This window comes from Candidatus Liberibacter asiaticus (genome assembly GCF_000590865.3).
Lineage (GTDB): Bacteria > Pseudomonadota > Alphaproteobacteria > Rhizobiales > Rhizobiaceae > Liberibacter > Liberibacter asiaticus.
On record NZ_CP010804.2, the window covers coordinates 209,512 to 228,331 of the forward strand.

Genomic DNA, 18,820 nt, shown 5'->3' on the forward strand with positions numbered 1-18,820 from the left:
GAAGAATAAATCTATTGCTATTTAGTTATCAATAGCCAACTTCAAAGACCCCCAAATTTAAATGGGGATCTTTTACGACACTTATTCTTTACTAATAAGCTGAGTATATTCTTTACTCAACTGGTTAACTACATATATCCAAATAAACATTAGACACAGGAAGAAAACGGCTAGATAAGGAACAATACTTGAGAACGTTGCCATAGGAAAGAGCATAAATATAAAAGACTGAATTACGGCTCCACCCGATTTAGCCATCCTGCCTCCTATAACATCCACGACTGCTTTACCCTTGGTTCTAAATTCATCATCTAACGGAATAAAAGCCATCTCTTTGGTCGAATCAAACATCGTATACTTAGTCGCCTTACTTAAAACATTCTGTAAAGAACCTAAAAACACCGCTAACGCTAAAGGAACTAGCTTGATTACATCCTCTGTGAAAGGCAACAGCGCATCTTCAAAGATAACGAAGACAAAGAAACCTCCCCCTGTAATCAATATCATTAGAGGAGTAATGATAGCTGAAGTAAACCACCTAAAACTTTTCAGAATATTACTACCAAGAATCATAAAGACGATAGTTACGATACCAGTCCATTGTATAAACTGACCCATAAACTGCGCATAACTATTTTGAGTTGGATATAACTGTCGCACCTTTTCTTTCCATGGACCTTCAACTAAATTAATAGCAGTTCCATAACAAATGACGAGTAAAACGAGATATCCCAAGTACTTAGAATTGAGTGCCATCCTAAGGCTTTCAAGCACTGATAATTTTAATTTTTTCTTAACACTACCACGCTTGGGTGAATACTGCTGTGGATCTGTTAGAACATAAAGATTCATCCATCTGTACACAGCCATCAGCAAAATACTAGAAAGGATTAAAGTAAGCATAGAATAATAGATCATAAGCTCATTTGTGAGCTTAGAGAATGTTTTTACAATACCACCAGCAAATATCAAGCCTACATTCCCGACCAATCCAAAAGTCGCATAAAAACGAGTTGCTTCCTCCGTCTTAGTAATCCTATTTGCAAATTGCCAAAACATAAGATTAATCATGACAGCGCCCCAAAGCTCTGCAAAAACATAAAACAACGCAAAAGACCACTTACCAGCTAAATAAATAAACCATTTAAGGTAAGGCCATGAACTCGCCAACGCACGAATTGACTCTGGAGAAGGATGTAGAAAATCCCGATATGGATAAAGTAAAAACGCAAAAATCGCAAAGAAAGAAACAAAAAAACTGACTACTACATAAAAAAGTTTTTCAGTCTCTAGGATATTAGACAACTTCATATATAAAATAGTGAACAGGATCGCAGAGGGAAAAACACACCACAACTTTACAAAACTGATAATTTCTGCCCCCATATGAGGAACAACCAAACTATCTTTTATAGGTCTCAAAGTACTAAAATTAAATAATACAAGAAACATCATAAGCGTCATAGGAATAAATTTCTTCGCCTCCGACATCTTAACGGCGCAAAAAACCTGCCATATTTTCAACAAAACACTGAGTATTTTCTGATTATGTGCCACAATAAATCTCTCAAACAAAAGTTAAAACCGAATGCTCGCAACAAACGCTCTCTAAATCCATCGCATTTGATTCAAAGAGTCGTGATACTATATTGATCAAAAAAATCAATCACAAGTATTACTTACGTTATCAACGGTATTTTCCTATATTCTATACAGAAATAAGGATAAGATTCCTTTTTTAGCACAATATTATTCTATCAATATCAGAAAATAACTCAAAAAACACTGTTTGACAGAATCATCAATTAAAATCAAATCAATATCCAAAGAGAATACTTTCTCACATACATGAATGAAAAATTAATATTAATGCAGAATGCACCTATCCCCTAAAATCGTTTTACAGAAAATCATTTAAGACACAGGATAACACACATTCAAAATCATAAAATAACTTCAGCTATTAAAAGATACATACAGAACTTCTTCACTTATGAGCGATGAATTCAGAATAGAGATCGTTAAGACAGTCGTGAACGTTATAAGAGGCAAATGACTAATTTAGTAGAGCCGCGATTCAGTCGTATTCTTTTTTGACTTCCATTATTCCGTTTTCATACTTATTTGGACATATCTACGGTTAATCACTGAAGTACTGCGAGCTGCAGTAGATCCCATTTTTCCATATAAAAAGCTATCTTCTATAGTCATGGTAAAGGTCATGCTTTTGATCTACGTAATCAACAATACGACTTGAAAAGGAAATCGAAAAATAAACCATTACTACACCAAATAAAAGCCAGACATTAGCATCTCTCCACTTGATGTTTACTATAGAACCTTCTGCTTTTAAAATTGTAGAATTGACACTATTTCCCATCACCATGTGCTCCATTTTCGATTTTAGATTATCTAACCCGATAAAAAGAGTAGTTCATTAAGGTTAAACACTTCCTAACAAAAAGGATGGGATTCTTCATTTGTTTAAATACGCCATCTACATATGTAGAGCATGCTTACGCAAAAAAGAAATAAGAGATAAGTCTGCAGGCAACATAGAGTAATTCTGCAAATCATCCAGCGCTACCCATTGTAGTTGCTGCCCTTCACAAGATTGTGGAATACCTTCAAAACAATGACAGACAAAAAAAGGCATTAAAAGATGGAATTTTTCGTACGGATGACTGATAAAAGTAAGAGGAACCAACGAAAATGGTTTCACAACAATTGCTAACTCTTCAAATAATTCTCGCGTCAATGCCTCTTCTGGTGTTTCGCCGTCCTCAATCTTTCCTCCTGGAAACTCCCAAAATTCCCCATGTGATTTATCTTTGGGACGACAAGAGAGTAAAACCTTTCCTCCAGGTTCAAAGACTGCGCACGCTACTACTAAAAGTATTTTTTTCAAATTTACATCGATCAAAACTCAACCTTTCTCATCACGATATGGCAAACTCTTGCGGAAGACTTGCCTCTCCCCCTTAAACTCAAAAAGTCCCCTCTCCTTAAAAACCCAACAGATATTATTCCATAAACTCAGCGGAGCATTGATAGATCAACTTTGAACATTACTATTAAAATGAATATATTCTTTACTAAAATCACAAGTCCAAACAGTGTGAATCCCATTACCAATCTGAAGATCAACTGTAATCGGCACACATTTCTTCTTCACGATCGAACGAACTGATTCTTGAGAAAAGTTAATCTCTGGCTCACCATTATTCGCAATCCTGACGTCTCCAAACCAAACAGATAATCTATCACGGTCTACCAGCACACCAGATTTCCCAACAGCCATGACTATGCGCCCCCACCATCCAAAAGATTCACTGGCAAAAGCAGTTTTAACCAGAGGAGAATTAGCGATAGATAGAGCCACCTTCTTCGCAGATGCGCAATCTGCAGCCCCCTTAACGGTGACTTCAAGAAGCTTTGAAGCCCCTTCTCCATCACATACCACTTGAAGAGCTAAATCCTTCAAAAGATCAAAGAGAGCAGGACGAAAAAGAGATAAACGCTTATCACTTACATCCGTAATAGGGGCAAAATTTCCGAGAACAGTCCCAGTCGCAAACAACAGAAGGGTATCGGACGTTGATGTATCACCATCCACGGTAATAGAATTAAAGCTATACTCTGCTCCTTCAGACAAGATATTCTGCAATACAGCAGGAGAAATATTAATATCCGTCACAACGAATGCAAGAGTAGTAGCCATATCAGGAGCAATCATCCCTGCTCCTTTAGCAAGACCATTAATTGTTACCCGAATCCCATCAATATCTACTGTGCGTACTGCAACTTTAGCATAACGGTCTGTGGTCATCATCGCCTTGGCGGAATCAAGCCAAGCATCGTCAGTGGCATCGCACAACATTTTACTCAACACACCATCAAACAAAGCGACATCCAAAAATTCACCTATAATCCCCGTAGAAGCAACATAAACCTCTTCCTCCTTACAAGGGATAAGCTCAGAGACAGCCTTAGCAATAAAACGCACAGTATCTCGCCCTCTTTTTCCTGTAAAGGCATTAGCAATCCCAGAATTAACTATCAATGCCCTCGCAATACCATGCGATAAATTGCCTTTACAGAAATCCACTGGTGCGGAAGGACAGCTTGAGCGAGTAAAAACACCCGCTACAGATGCTGGATTATCAAATACCATCAAAAAAACATCATCACGCCCAACATATTTAATACCTAAAGCGGCGGCAGATAATCTGACTCCTTTTATTGGCAAAAGGACAGGAGAAACATGAGATTGTAACATAAAAGGGAGACAAGAAATAGGCAACACAACATTAATCCAATCTAATTTATCAAAAAACTCTATTTAGTTTTGTGCTAAAAAATATCTAAATTTAACATAACCCTCTCAAATTAAAGGTCAAAAGGATACTCTTAAAAGATATTCATACTCATGTTTATAATCAAAGTATAGTTGTACAAAATTTTTTATACCATATGCGATCCCGTTGACATCAAACAAGATATGATTGTATCTAGAAGCCCCGACCAAGGCATCCATACGGGTATGTCAAGGATTATAAAGTAATAACAATCTCATAATACGGGATATTCTTCTGAAGAGGAAAACATTTTTCATGCTCAGTCATCTAGCAAAGCTGGCAAGCAAGTTACTCATTCCTTCTAATGAACGACGCTTGCGACCCTATTATGCGAAGGTTATTGCAATTAACGAGCTTGAGAAGGAGATTTCTCATCTATCCGATGATTCCCTTGCAAATAAAACATCAGAATTCAAAGAACGTATCAACAATGGCGAAACACTGGACGATCTATTAGTTCCCGCATTTGCCGTAGTACGTGAAGTTGCTCGTCGCACCTTAGGTATGCGCCCTTTTGATGTACAGCTTTTAGGAGGAATGATACTTCACAAGGGCTGTGTAGCAGAAATGAAAACCGGCGAAGGAAAAACTTTAGCAGCCGTTCTTCCTGTCTATTTGAATGCGTTATCTGGGAAAGGTGTGCATGTCGTCACTGTTAATGATTATCTCGCTCGCAGAGATTCCAACACTATGTCTGCTATTTACAAGTTTCTTGGGCTTTCAACAGGTGTTGTCTTCCATGATCTCTCTGATGACAAACGCCGCGCTGCTTACGCCTGCGACATAACATATATCACTAACAACGAACTTGGCTTCGATTACTTGCGTGATAACATGCAATATAGGCGCGTAGATATGGTACAACGTGGACACAATTTTGCGATAGTTGATGAAGTGGATTCCATATTTATTGACGAGGCACGCACGCCCCTCATTATATCAGGCCCAGTGGAAGATCACTCTGATTTATACAGAACTATTGATTCAATTATTATTCAGTTACATCCTTCTGATTACGAAATCGATGAAAAACAACGCACAGTCCACTTTTCTGAAAAAGGGACCGAAAGAATAGAAGAGCTATTACATGGTGAAAACCTTCTAAAATCAGGAGGACTTTACAGTTTTGAAAATGTAGCCATTGTCCATCTCATCAATAATGCGCTTAAATCACATACACTTTTCCTTCGCAATAGAGATTATATAGTCAACCGCGATGAAGTTGTCATCATTGACGAGTTTACTGGGCGTATGATGCCAGGAAGAAGGTATTCTGACGGACAGCATCAAGCTTTGGAAGCCAAAGAACGGGTAAAAATACAACCTGAAAACCAAACTCTCTCTTCCATTACATTTCAAAACTACTTTTTGAAATACCGTAAATTATCAGGAATGACTGGAACAGCATCTACAGAAGCTGAAGAACTCGCCAACATTTATAATTTAGACGTCATCGAAGTGCCCACCAATGTTCCAGTAATTCGTATTGACGAACATGATGAAATCTACCGAACTTCTGAAGAAAAATATGCTGCCATCATTGCGGAAATTATAGATTCTCATAAAAAAGGACAACCTGTTCTTGTAGGAACGCCTTCAATAGAAAAATCGGAGTATCTAGCTAGCCAACTTCGCAAGCATAAATTTACAAAATTTCAAATTCTCAATGCCCTCTATCATGAAAAAGAGGCTTATATCATTTCTCAAGCTGGCATTCCTGGTGCAGTCACTATTGCGACCAATATGGCTGGCAGAGGTACTGATATTCAACTCGGAGGAAATGTTGCTATGCGCATTGAACATGAGCTGGCTAATATTTCCGATGAAGAAATAAGAAATAAGCGTATAAAAATGATTCAGGAGGAAGTCCAGTCTCTTAAAGAAAAGGCTATTGTTGCAGGAGGGCTTTATGTAATATCTACAGAACGCCACGAAAGCAGACGAATAGACAACCAACTACGTGGGCGATCAGGACGTCAAGGTGACCCTGGGAGATCGAAATTTTATTTATCGCTTCAAGATGATCTGATGCGTATATTTGGCTCACCTCGCATGGAGAGTTTTTTACGCAAAATAGGATTAAAAGAGGGAGAAGCTATCATTCATCCGTGGATTAATAAGGCAATTGAGCGTGCCCAACAAAAAGTTGAAGCACGCAATTTTGAAACAAGAAAAAATCTACTTAAATATGACGATGTCCTCAACGAACAACGTAAAATCATTTTCGAACAACGTCTTGAAATAATTGATACGGAAAATATCTTAGAAATTATTGCCGATATGCGCCATGACACGCTACATAATATCGTTGAAAAATGTATCCCTAACAACTCATATCCAGAAAAGTGGGATATTAAAAAATTGGAAACTGAAATTTATGAAATTTTTGGAATCCACTTTCCTGTATTAGAATGGCGTAATGACAACGGCATAGATCATACTGAAATGTCCAAAAGGATTTTTGCCAAAGCTGATAAGATAGCAGAAGATCAAGAAAATTCCTTCGGCACAGAAAAAATGCAGGCCTTGGGACGCCATATCCTCCTCCATACTTTAGATTCTTTCTGGCGCGAACACATGGCAAGACTTGAACATTCACGATCTATCATAGGATTTCGTGGATATGCGCAGCGGGATCCATTACAAGAATACAAATCTGAGGCATTTGGGTTTTTTAACACATTACTTACTCATTTGCGGAAAGATGTTGTCTCTCAGATTGCACGTATTGAACCGAATAACATCAATAATCAAGAGCTAAACAATTCGCTACCTTATATAGCAGAAAATGATCACGGACCTGTCATTCAAAAAGAAAATGAATTAGATACCCCCAATGTCTGCAAAACGAGCAAAATTAAACGCAATCATCCTTGTCCTTGTGGAAGTGGTAAAAAATACAAACATTGCCATGGATCCTACCTCTAAAAGGTAATCGATGGCACGAGCATTTTTGCAAACTATAATATTCTATTTGAAATAAGCATTCTTTAAATGTTTTGTCTAAAATTCAAGTGTGAAGTTTTTACCTAACGCCTCATCTCCCCCTTACTTAGGGTTATGATTTCAATAGATCGTTACTATCATGGAAAACAAAAATGTTCTCGTTGTTGGAGGAGCTGGATACATCGGTGCCCATACTTGTCGCGTCCTATACGAAAGAGGTTTTTTACCCATTGTATTGGATAATTTATCAAGTGGGCACGCTGAATTTGTTTTATGGGGACCGTTAGAACAAGTAGATATCTGCGATTATACAAATCTTCGCGCAGTCTTTGCCAAGTACCAACCAGCGTCTGTTATGCATTTTGCAGGCTTAACTAACATCAGTGAATCTGTAAAAAATCCTTCTTTATTTTATGAAATTAATATTAAGGGTAGTTTTAATCTCATTGCAACCGCTATAGAATCAAATGTAAGAAGATTTATCTTTTCTTCTACTTGCGCAACATACGGCATACCTCACAACACGATCATCACGGAAAATGATCCACAAGAATCAATAACACCTTATGGATACACGAAATACGTAGTAGAAAGAGAACTACTACAACATAATAAAGTAAATGGATTACGATCTGTTGTACTTAGATATTTCAATGCAGCTGGCGCAACATTGGATAGCATCATTGGAGAATGGCATAATCCTGAAACTCATGTTATTCCATTAGCAATTAAAACAGCCATGGGTTATCAAAATAGTTTCAAAGTTTTTGGGCAAGATTATGCAACAAGGGATGGGACTTGTTTGCGTGATTACATTCATGTCCTCGATTTAGCTAACGCCCATATAATGGCATTAGAATACTTGATAAATCAAGGTGATAGTATAGCTATCAATCTTGGAACTGGGACAGGAATCACGGTCAAAGAAATTATCTCTACTATCCAATCAATGTATGAATGTGCCTTCCCTATCACTTACGAATCCAGACGCATAGGAGACCCCCCTTCCCTTGTAGCCGATAATAAAAAAGCAAAGAAAATTTTGGGGTGGAATCCAAAATATAAATTACGTGATATTATAGAATCTGCTTGGAATTGGCATCTCAAATATCCTAGATCTCTATCAAATGAACATGAGTAAACAAGCAGCGAGTTTTCTTACATTTACTTTAAGCATTCTACCATGATTAGAACAAAAATATTTTAAAAAATAATCTGTTCACAGCCAATCCTTATCCTCCTATTCTTCGAAAACAAGCAATGATAAACTGTCCAATTAAGTTCTTCAAATATTTGAAATTAATCATGAATCATTAGAACGAGTAACAAAAGATATACCATCAAATACAATCTCCAATACTTACGCGCCTTGTTAATCTGCCTATATTGAACATTATAAAGTTTGAGAGCCCCTTGATTTTTACAATAAATGCATGTACCGTCCTGTTTTTAACGGGTATTTTAGTTGTATTCACTGACATTTTTTGCAAGAAAATAGCAGAGTTTTTGGGAAAGATCCGAACTTTTCGTTATTGTACTAAATGTATATGATGAACAAAGAAAAAATTGGAATAAAAACGCTAGAAAAGGCTATTAAGTATGAAACTATACGAGCATGTTTTCCTCTTGCGACAGGATATCTCGAGTCAACAGATTAAGGATACAATTGGGCAGTATCAATCTTTGATTCAGGAAAATGGTGGCGAGGTTCGTCTTGTAAACGAATTGGGAATGCGAACCATTGCGTATCGAATCCGTAAAAATCGCAAAGCCTACTACGTTTTCATGAATATTGCATCTCCTCCTGCTGCTATTCATGAAATGAAGCGAAAGATGCGTATTGATGAGAATGTTTTACGCTCTCTTACGCTTTTAGTTGATTCTCACGAACAGTCACCAACTCTAACAATACAAAGACATGATCGCGACGATAGAAACGACCGGTTCCCTAGAGATCGAAACGTGGATCGTAAGCAACATGTTAGCGAAGAAAAACCTTTATCATAGGAGTTATCAAAAATGGCTGAAGTTGCACCTACCCCTTTATTGCGTAGGAACGTGAGTCATCGTCGCAAATCTTGCCCTCTATCTGGCAAGGGGGCACCTCGCATCGACTATAAAGATATTCGTCTTTTGAATCGATTTTTATCTCAACGCGGGAAAATAGTCCCCTCTCGTATTTCTTCTGTTTCCCATAAAAAGCAGCGTGAGCTTGCCAAAGCGATCAAACGAGCACGCTATCTTGGGCTAATTGCCTATGTAAATCTCTAAGAAGATTGTCCAAAAATTGGAGAACACTGTATTTCTTCATGCATTAGTATTGATTATAGCTTTGCGTTTGGAGTGTTACTGTTTGAGTATGATTTAAAAACAGCGTAAAATATCTCTCAGTATAAAATATATTAAAGTGGTTTCTACATGCTGACATGGGGTCTTTATGTTTCTTTCTCTTCGAGGAAAGGTATTTTTTTGTATCAAAATAATTTTTATACGCAGGAAAAAGAAGTGTGTTATTGCAAAGTGGTAATATAATTACGTGCATCCATGTCAGCACCTGTAAACAAGAGTATTGATCTCTGCGATGGACTTCTTATCTATGTCATTCTATTGTAAGGGATCTTCTTAGAGAGTTTTTAAGAAAATGATTTTCATAATGCAGAATGTATGATACGCAGAAAAATAAGAAAGGGAAAAAAATAATGGAGGTAATTCTTCTTCAAAACGTAACAAATCTTGGACCTATGGGGGAAGTAGTCAAGGTTAAGAACGGTTATGCACGCAATTATCTTTTGCCCAAGAAAAAAGCCTTACGGGCTAATAAAGAAAACAAAATTCTTTTTGAGTCTCAGCGTTCAGTTTTAGAGGCGGCAAATCTTGAAAAAAAGGCAAAATACGAAGGAATTTCTAAGGATTTAGCGAAAAAGAATTTTTCTTTAATCCGCGCTGCAGGGGATACAGGATATCTTTATGGGTCAGTTTCAAGTCGCGATATAGCTGATTTATTAATTGAAGAAGGATTTGATGTTAACCGTGGGCAAATTAATCTTAAATCACCTATCAAATCAGTCGGAATACACAATATAATGATATCGCTCCACGCTGACGTTTCTACTACCATTACATTAAACGTCGCCCGCTCTACCGAAGAGATGGTAAAACAAGACATATTAGGAGAGCATGAGGAAGAAATACTAAGCTGATTTTCCCCTCTCCCCATTGATAACCCTTAAGAAGTTCTTTCTCCTCATAATAAATAAGGAAACACAGTTAGATTCGTCCTTGAGGGGAATTAGGAGTGTCATTTTGTAGGGCGGGATTGGTATTGAAGGATTCCTTTCCTTTTCTTAAAATTTACCAATGGATCGTTTTATTGATGTGTTTTTTAATGTAGACACCTCAACAATATTGGAAACTAGAAAATGATTAATACAGCTCAGGATATCATTTTATCTATTCCAAAAGAAGATTCCTCTCAATATCGTGAATCTCCCAATAACATTGAAGCAGAACAAGCTCTTTTAGGAGCTATCCTTGTGAATAATGAGGCTTTTTATCGAGTATCAGATTTCTTAAAACCGTTGCATTTTTTCGAAGCGATTCACCAGAAAATTTTCGAAATAATGGGTAAGTTGGTTCACATGGGAAAAACAGCTAATCCCGTTACGGTTAAAACTTTCTTATCTGATCAAGATATGTTAGGAGAGCTAACAGTACCACAGTATTTAGCGCGTCTAGCTTCCGAAGCAGTTTCAATAATAAATACCGAAGATTATGGAAGAATAATATATGGATTAGCGCTGCGCCGTACTCTCATCACTATTGGTGAAGAAATGGTGAATGCCGCTTATGAAGCGTCTCTTGATAAATCCCCTTCAATCCAAATTGAAGAAGCAGAACGAAAACTATTTCATTTAGCAGAAAATGGACGATACGATGGGGGATTCCATACATTTTCTGATGCAATGACAGTCGCAATTGATATGGCTGGACAAGCGTTTAATCGAGATGGAAGACTCGCCGGAGTTTCTACAGGAATTCAAACGCTTGATAAACAAATGGGAGGATTACAACGTTCCGATCTCATAATTATTGCGGGACGCCCAGGTATGGGAAAAACATCACTGGCAACGAATATTGCCTATAATGTTGCAGATGCATATAAAGCAGAACTACAAACAGATGGATCTTATAAAACTATTAATGGTGGCATTGTTGGATTCTATTCTTTGGAAATGTCTTCTGAACAACTCGCTACCCGCATTATTTCTGAACAAACAGAAGTTCCTTCTTCAAAGATACGCAGAGGAGAATTGACGCGACCTGACTACGAAAAAATTGTTGCTTGTTCTCAGGTAATGCAAAAATTACCACTATACATTGATCAAACTGGTGGTATTTCCATGAGTCAATTAGCGACACGTGCACGTCGATTAAAACGTCAACGAGGACTTGATCTTCTTATTGTAGACTATATACAACTAATGACTACTTCTAAAAAAATTGAAGAAAATCGTGTTCTGGAAATCACAGGCATTACCATGGCATTAAAAGCTCTGGCAAAGGAACTTAATATACCTATCATTGCGCTTTCACAACTTTCTCGACAAGTAGAGAATCGTGATAATAAACGCCCTCAACTTTCTGATTTACGTGAATCTGGTTCCATTGAACAAGATGCAGACGTAGTACTATTCGTCATCCGCGATGAATATTATATCAGAAACAAAGAACCTACAAACAAAGATGATATTCTTGCTTATACAAAGTGGCAGGAAGATCTTAAAAGAGTAAAAGGCATTGCCGATATTATTATAGCCAAACAACGTCATGGACCAACAGGAACGGTTACCCTTGCTTTTCAAGCAGAATTTACACGCTTTTCCGCATTATCTGATTCGTCTTATCAAACTGGTGAACATTTTGATTCTGCATAACAATTCCCTGTTTTTCATCAAGTATCGAATTATCCTATGCATTCAAATGAATTTCTAAGACTTAAAATTGATCTTACAGCCCTGAAAAATAATTGGCATAGTATGAATGCACTTTCTGGTAACGCACGAACAGCAGCAGTAGTGAAGGACAATGCATATGGGTTGGGTTGTGAAAAGATAGCTCCAGCCCTCTACAATGCTGGAGTGCAAGATTTTTTTGTGACTAGTGTAGAAGAAGGAGTAAAACTTCGTCTATATACCCCACAAGCAAGAATTTTTGTTTTATATGGTATACATCCAGGACAAGAAAAAATTATATTTGACACAAATCTCATACCTGTTATCTCTTCTGTTCCTCAACTGACTTTTTATTCAAAGTTAATGTCTTGTGGCGTTTCACATCCCTACGCTTTACAAGTTGATACAGGCTTCAATAGGTTAGGACTCTCTCTACAAGAAGCATTAGATTTTACACACAATTCTTTTAATAAAAAATTAGGTCAGTTATCTCTCATCATAAGTCATCTTGCTTGTGCTGATGACCCGAGTTCTCATGTTAATTCTGTGCAATTAGAAAGATTTCGTACTCTTATCTCACATTATAAGGGAATAGAAGCAAGTTTAGCCTCTTCATCAGGAATTTTACTCGGTCCAAATTATCATTTTCAATTAACTCGCCCTGGAATATCCCTATATGGCGGAACTGATAAAATCAATAAGTCGCATCCTATGCAAACTGTTGTCACTGCAGAAGCACGTATTATTCTCATCCGCAAAGCATTGGCAGGAGAATTAGTTAGCTATGGAGGACAAAAAAAATTAACACGCGATAGTCTGATAGCCGTTGCAGCCATTGGATATGCCGATGGCTATCCTTTAACCCTTTCTGGATTAGATTCAGAACACAGTCCATCTGTATTTCTAGGAGGGAAAGGATTTATCAAAGGTTATATGGTTCCCATTTTAGGGAAAATAACAATGGACATGACAATGTTTGACATTACCGATTCTCTTAGCATAGAAGTAGGAGATTATATCCAGATTTTTGGACCTGATATAAAATTAGATGATGTAGCCCTTGCTTCTGGAACTACTAATTATGATCTTCTTGTGAGAATTGGAACGCGTTATGCAAAATTTTATACATAAAAAAGATTATAAGCGATGTAACTCATCTGAATCGTTGACATGAAAATTTTAAGATAGGTCGATAAATGGTAAAAATACGATCTCAATACTTTTGTCAATCCTGTGGTGAAATCCATTCGCGTTGGATTGGAAAATGTGATTCATGTAATGCATGGAATACCATCATCGAGGATAGTTCCAGAAAAGAAAGCGATCAAAGATTTAGCAAAACAATTAAACAAGGTCACTCTATCTCTCTTTTTATGTTATCAGAAGAATCAATAGAAGAAGAATCACGCATTCAAACCCATATTGATGAACTCGACCGTGTCACAGGAGGAGGATTTGTACGCGGATCAGTCATACTAGTAGGAGGAGATCCAGGGATTGGAAAATCCACACTGCTAATGCAAACAGCCGCATCTTTAGCATATAAAAAACACCGCATCACTTATGTCTCTGGTGAAGAAGCCATTGGGCAAATTAGGTTACGCGCGCAACGATTAAATACTATTAACAGCTCTGTCTACATAGCTATTGAAACAAATGTTGAAGATATTATAGCAACTCTTATAACCAATGAAAAACCCGATCTTGTCATTATAGATTCCATACAAACTTTATGGAGTCAAACAGCAGAATCTTCTCCTGGAACAGTTATACAAGTACGCACGAGTGTTCAAGCAATGATTCAATATGCAAAAAAGAATGGTGTTGCTATGGTATTAGTTGGGCATGTTACTAAAGAAGGACAGATCGCAGGACCACGAGTTATTGAACATATGGTAGATGCAGTCTTGTATTTTGAAGGTGGTACACGCAATACACAATATGATTATCGTATATTACGCAGTGTCAAAAATCGTTTTGGGCCAACAGACGAAATAGGTGTCTTTGAAATGTCTGACAAAGGACTTCAGGAGGTTTCTGATCCTTCTAAAATATTTTTATCAGATCGAGATTCAACATCCCCAGGAACAGCGGTCTTTGCAGGAATAGAAGGTACTCGTGCTCTTCTAGTAGAAATACAATCTTTAGTTGTTCCTACTTCCCTTGGAATGCCTCGTCGCACTGTCGTTGGATGGGATTCTTCTCGCCTAGCGATGATTTTAGCTGTATTAGAAGCGCGTTGTAATATCAAGTTTGGAAACCACGATGTTCATCTTAACATCGCAGGGGGTTACCGTATATCAGAACCAGCCGCCGATGTTGCCGTTGCAGCAGCATTAATTTCATCTATATTATCCATACCTCTACCCAGTGACTTTGTCTACTTCGGAGAAGTGAGTTTATCGGGATCTGTCAGAGCTGTTGGACATATGCAACAACGATTAAAAGAAGCAGAAAAAATTGGTTTTTTATCAGGAGTATTTCCAGAATCTGCCAAAGGAGAATGCAAAATCGGTATGCTTGATCGGCAATACATCAAAAATCTTAGTGATCTTGTCAAAAAAATCACTGCTCTTCAAAAAAAGGACAAAAAAACTGTGCATAAAACTAGGAGTTTAAATTCACCATGGGAATAACATATTTTGATATTTTTTGCTTTGGATTCATATCGATTTCATCTATGTTGGCGATGGCACGAGGAATATTTAGTGAAATGATCTCTTTAACTAACTGGATCGTTGCCGCCATAATGACCCGCTATCTATATCCAATGCTTTTGGAAAGAGTATCAGAATTTTTTAAAAGCAAGCAAGTAGCAATAATAATGACAATAATACCATTATTCTTGATTATATTAACGGTTGTATCAATCTTATTAAAGATAATGAGCACGCCGATTCGTATTCGTTCCGTATTACTGGATAAAATATTAGGATGTGCCTTTGGAGGGGTGCGAGGATTATTTTTACTTATCATCACCACTTCCTGTTGGAATTTAATCGTACACGAAAGCAGAGAACCAGCATGGATTCAAAAATCTATATCCAAAAAAGCCTTGGACAGAATGGGAACACGCTTACAATCAATCGTTCAATGAACTTAAGGAGCAGTACCGTCGTCGTAACGTATAATAAATTTGCTATCAAATGCTGATATCTTATTATAATAAAGTTGTCTATTTTTAATATGTATAAAATATTCTTATCATCAGTTAGCGATAATGCATATCAAAAATGGCATGACTTAATTTCTCTCCTTTTATAATAAAGAATATTTGCTAGCACCGCAAAATAGAATAACTACTTCCTGAGTCTATAGAAAAAAGAGGAATATCCCTTTGAAATCCATGTGTTCTAAGCGAAACAATTACAAGCAGATAAACGAGAAATGTGGAGTATTTGGAATCCTTGGACATCCAGATGCTGCAACCCTTACTGCTATTGGATTACATGCTCTTCAACACCGTGGACAAGAGGCTACTGGGATAATATCTTTTAATGGAAATAAGTTCCACTCTGAAAGACATTTAGGATTAGTTGGAGATCACTTTACAAAGCCAGAAACATTATCTTTATTGCCGGGGAATATGGCTATTGGGCATGTCCGCTATTCCACGACGGGGGACCAAATCATAAGAAATGTACAACCATTGTTTGCAGATCTTCAAGTAGGCGGAATTGCTATCGCACACAACGGAAATTTTACAAATGGTTTAACCTTACGAAAAAAACTAATTTCTAGTGGAGCTATTTTTCAATCTACTTCTGATACAGAAGTTATCCTACATCTAATTGCACGCTCTCAAAAAAATGGCTCCTGCGATCGTTTTATTGATTCCTTACGGCATGTACAAGGTGCATATGCGATGCTTGCCCTAACACGTACTAAATTAATAGCAACACGTGATCCGATAGGAATCCGTCCATTAATCATGGGCGAGTTACACGGAAAACCCATTTTCTGTTCCGAAACATGCGCTCTGGAGATCACGGGAGCTAAATACATCCGTGATGTAGAAAACGGTGAAACCATTGTATGCGAACTACAAGAAGATGGTTTTATTTCCATTGATTCTTATAAAAATCCTTCTACATCCCCTGAACGCATGTGTATTTTTGAATATGTTTATTTTGCCCGACCTGATTCAATAATCAGTGGAAGAAGCATCTATGTATCCCGCCGAAATATGGGTAAAAATCTTGCAAAAGAATCTCCTGTTATTGCTGATATCGTCGTACCGATTCCAGATGGGGGAGTTCCTGCAGCTATAGGATATGCAAAAGAAAGTGGCATTCCTTTTGAACAAGGCATTATTAGAAACCATTATGTAGGACGTACTTTTATTGAACCATCTCATCATATTCGTGCTTTTGGTGTTAAATTAAAACATTCTGCAAATCGGACAATCCTTGCGGGGAAACGCGTAGTACTTATTGATGATTCAATCGTTCGTGGAACTACATCTGTTAAAATTGTACAAATGATACGAAGTGCAGGTGCTTCAGAAGTACATCTTAGAGTAGCTAGCCCAATGGTATTATACCCTGATTTTTATGGTATAGATATTCCAGATCCCACTGCACTCTTAGCTAATAAATGTTCTTCTCCACAAGAAATGTGTAACTTTATAGGAGTTGATTCTTTAGGATTCTTGTCCGTAGATGGTTTATATAATGCTATTTGCGGTATACCACGCGATCCTCAAAATCCTGCATTTGCTGATCACTGTTTCACAGGAGATTACCCAACGCCCCTTGTAGATAAGCAATCTCAACATAACGATGAAGAATTATCGTTGATTATCAGCTCATGATAGATTGTGAATCTAAAAATAATTCCGAGATTCATGTCAATCTCGACAATCGCTTAGCACTCGTTACAGGATCATCTCGTGGTATTGGTTATTATACTGCCTTAGAATTAGCACGATCTGGTGCATATGTCATCGCTTGTGGTCGTAGTATTAGTCAATTAGAAAAACTAAAAAATGCTCTACAAAAAATTAATAAGAAAATAGATATTTTTGCATTTGATTTAAGAGATAGCAATGCTCTTGAATTAACCAAAACATACATTGCAAAACGCTGGGGCAAACTAGATATTTTAATAGCTAATGCAGGAATTCTAGGATCCATTAGTCCTATTTGGCAAATAAAAGAAAAATCTTTCGCAGATGTTATATCAGTTAATGTAATGGCAAACTGGAATATTATGCGCAGTTTTGATCCTTGGCTTAAAAAATCGCATTGCGGACGCGCTATTATTCTTTCATCTGGAGCAGCTTATAAATGTCGCCCACTTTGGGGAGCTTATTCTGCTTCTAAAGCAGCAATAGAAGCATTAGCACGTACTTGGAGCAAAGAAACAGTCAATACTGCATTACGCGTCATAAATATAGATCCTGGACCCACTCGCACTTCCATGCGAGCAAAAGCTATGCCTGCAGAAGATCCGAATACTGTCCCACATCCACAAAAAGTTGCAAAAATAATCTCATTCTTATGTGCCACACAAAAAATTGAAACGGGGAAATTGTTTTCCGTTCCACAAAACCGTTTTGTCAATTATCTTACACCTAATTAGCACCGCAGATAAAGTGATTCGCTCAAAACTAGGTTCTTTACCTTCAATTCCTTCGTAAAAGAAAAAACCACCACATCTTTATGCTCCTAGTTCCCAACTCTGTAGTTCACCATAGGATTTTTATTATCCACCATCATGATTAATTTAAGCTACTACCTGCTGCTTAATTTATACGAGAACCGCGCACTTTCAATTAACAATACATTAGATTTTAATTTAATAATTGATAAAACGTTGGATTATCAAAACATTGTGTTAATCCACATTCCAGTATTGTGGATATAAAGTTAGCGAATATTAAAAACACAAATAGATAAATCGCTATTTCTCTGACAGGAGACTTCGCTACTTTTATTTCAGCAGTATCAAACAACATTAGTACAGAAATAAATAGGATGATAACTAAAGAAAAAATTAGCGACCAAGTATAAAGATGCATACCGAAGACTGGGATAGAATATCCAAGATCACCTGGCAGAATATGAATTAACACTTGGCGGGTTGCGATAATACATGTGGTGATAGCACCAAGGATCATTATACTATAGTGACGCTGCTTAATACCAGAAATAAGATTAAATAGAAAACCTATGCCTATCATGATGATTCCTACTCGTTGTAGTAAACATAGTGGGCATGGTATTTCATGCAATATAATTTGATAATAGAATGCAACGATTAATACTGCACATATTCCTAATAACCCTAGAATATTGAGATTAGAAATAAATTTTCTTGAAGACAGTGTTTTTATCATAATTCTCTAACTAAAACGATAAATTAATATTATTGGTTGCATGATATTTAAATAACAAAATAGTTATAATAAACAGTATTAATAGAAGGATATAACTTATTTTTCTTTGTTTAAGAATAAGTGAAATAGAAACAAGAAAAGCAATCAAAAAAGGTAAAAACATTACAAGATCCTATCAATATAAAATTAACTATTCGATTCTACATGCACAATGATATTATCAA

General features: G+C 36.9%; 17 protein-coding genes. 11 read left to right on the forward strand and 6 right to left on the reverse strand.

The window, feature by feature from the left end:
* Positions 1 to 81: 81 nt before the first annotated feature.
* The 4 genes from CD16_RS00980 to argJ all read right to left on the reverse strand — a co-directional run bounded on the left by CD16_RS00980 (position 82) and on the right by argJ (position 4,279).
* Positions 82 to 1,557: an Npt1/Npt2 family nucleotide transporter gene (locus CD16_RS00980; RefSeq protein ID WP_012778542.1), complete on the reverse strand. Its 1,476-nt coding sequence runs from the start codon at positions 1,555 to 1,557 to the stop codon at positions 82 to 84.
* A 637-nt stretch (positions 1,558 to 2,194) separates the two neighbouring features.
* Positions 2,195 to 2,380: a hypothetical protein gene (locus tag CD16_RS00985; protein WP_012778543.1), complete on the reverse strand. Its 186-nt coding sequence runs from the start codon at positions 2,378 to 2,380 to the stop codon at positions 2,195 to 2,197.
* Between the two features lie 117 nt (positions 2,381 to 2,497).
* Complete coding sequence (locus tag CD16_RS00990; protein WP_012778544.1) at positions 2,498 to 2,923, reverse strand: (deoxy)nucleoside triphosphate pyrophosphohydrolase; 426 nt, start codon at positions 2,921 to 2,923, stop codon at positions 2,498 to 2,500.
* Positions 2,924 to 3,055: 132 nt separating this feature from the next.
* On the reverse strand, positions 3,056 to 4,279 hold the full coding sequence (gene argJ, locus CD16_RS00995; RefSeq protein WP_031935129.1) for a bifunctional glutamate N-acetyltransferase/amino-acid acetyltransferase ArgJ: 1,224 nt from the start codon (positions 4,277 to 4,279) through the stop codon (positions 3,056 to 3,058).
* A gap of 334 nt (positions 4,280 to 4,613) precedes the next feature.
* Here argJ and secA point away from each other — a divergent pair, with 334 nt between their 5' ends.
* The 11 genes from secA (at position 4,614) to CD16_RS01050 (ending at position 17,839) form a co-directional block, all read left to right on the forward strand.
* Positions 4,614 to 7,286 (forward strand): preprotein translocase subunit SecA, encoded by a 2,673-nt coding sequence (secA, locus tag CD16_RS01000; protein WP_012778546.1) that lies wholly within the window; start codon positions 4,614 to 4,616, stop codon positions 7,284 to 7,286.
* Positions 7,287 to 7,443: 157 nt separating this feature from the next.
* Positions 7,444 to 8,445 (forward strand): UDP-glucose 4-epimerase GalE, encoded by a 1,002-nt coding sequence (gene galE, locus CD16_RS01005; RefSeq protein ID WP_012778547.1) that lies wholly within the window; start codon positions 7,444 to 7,446, stop codon positions 8,443 to 8,445.
* A 458-nt stretch (positions 8,446 to 8,903) separates the two neighbouring features.
* Positions 8,904 to 9,311, forward strand: a complete 408-nt coding sequence (rpsF, locus tag CD16_RS01010; protein WP_012778548.1) for a 30S ribosomal protein S6 — start codon at positions 8,904 to 8,906, stop codon at positions 9,309 to 9,311.
* A gap of 12 nt (positions 9,312 to 9,323) precedes the next feature.
* A complete protein-coding gene (gene rpsR, locus CD16_RS01015) occupies positions 9,324 to 9,575 on the forward strand; it encodes a 30S ribosomal protein S18 (RefSeq protein WP_012778549.1) in 252 nt (83 codons plus the stop codon).
* A gap of 428 nt (positions 9,576 to 10,003) precedes the next feature.
* Positions 10,004 to 10,504 (forward strand): 50S ribosomal protein L9, encoded by a 501-nt coding sequence (gene rplI, locus CD16_RS01020; protein ID WP_236301217.1) that lies wholly within the window; start codon positions 10,004 to 10,006, stop codon positions 10,502 to 10,504.
* Between the two features lie 219 nt (positions 10,505 to 10,723).
* Positions 10,724 to 12,238 (forward strand): replicative DNA helicase, encoded by a 1,515-nt coding sequence (locus tag CD16_RS01025; RefSeq protein WP_012778551.1) that lies wholly within the window; start codon positions 10,724 to 10,726, stop codon positions 12,236 to 12,238.
* A 36-nt stretch (positions 12,239 to 12,274) separates the two neighbouring features.
* Positions 12,275 to 13,387: an alanine racemase gene (gene alr, locus CD16_RS01030; protein ID WP_012778552.1), complete on the forward strand. Its 1,113-nt coding sequence runs from the start codon at positions 12,275 to 12,277 to the stop codon at positions 13,385 to 13,387.
* A gap of 65 nt (positions 13,388 to 13,452) precedes the next feature.
* Positions 13,453 to 14,892: a DNA repair protein RadA gene (gene radA, locus CD16_RS01035; protein ID WP_012778553.1), complete on the forward strand. Its 1,440-nt coding sequence runs from the start codon at positions 13,453 to 13,455 to the stop codon at positions 14,890 to 14,892.
* A complete protein-coding gene (locus CD16_RS01040; RefSeq protein WP_012778554.1) occupies positions 14,883 to 15,353 on the forward strand; it encodes a CvpA family protein in 471 nt (156 codons plus the stop codon). Before radA ends, CD16_RS01040 begins: the two co-directional genes overlap by 10 nt.
* A gap of 249 nt (positions 15,354 to 15,602) precedes the next feature.
* The gene (gene purF / locus CD16_RS01045) at positions 15,603 to 17,069 is read left to right on the forward strand and encodes an amidophosphoribosyltransferase (RefSeq protein ID WP_012778555.1); all 1,467 of its coding nucleotides are present in this window, start codon (positions 15,603 to 15,605) and stop codon (positions 17,067 to 17,069) included.
* Entirely contained in the window at positions 17,066 to 17,839 is a 774-nt protein-coding gene (locus CD16_RS01050; RefSeq protein WP_012778556.1) for an SDR family NAD(P)-dependent oxidoreductase, read from the forward strand. The genes purF and CD16_RS01050 overlap by 4 nt, the downstream gene beginning before the upstream one ends.
* Positions 17,840 to 18,050: 211 nt before the next feature.
* Here the strand turns inward: CD16_RS01050 and CD16_RS01055 are convergent, their stop codons facing one another.
* Both CD16_RS01055 and CD16_RS05950 read right to left on the reverse strand, forming a co-directional pair.
* Entirely contained in the window at positions 18,051 to 18,596 is a 546-nt protein-coding gene (locus tag CD16_RS01055) for a disulfide bond formation protein B (RefSeq protein ID WP_015452339.1), read from the reverse strand.
* Between the two features lie 10 nt (positions 18,597 to 18,606).
* Entirely contained in the window at positions 18,607 to 18,759 is a 153-nt protein-coding gene (locus CD16_RS05950) for a DUF5993 family protein (RefSeq protein ID WP_041186033.1), read from the reverse strand.
* Positions 18,760 to 18,820 lie beyond the last annotated feature (61 nt).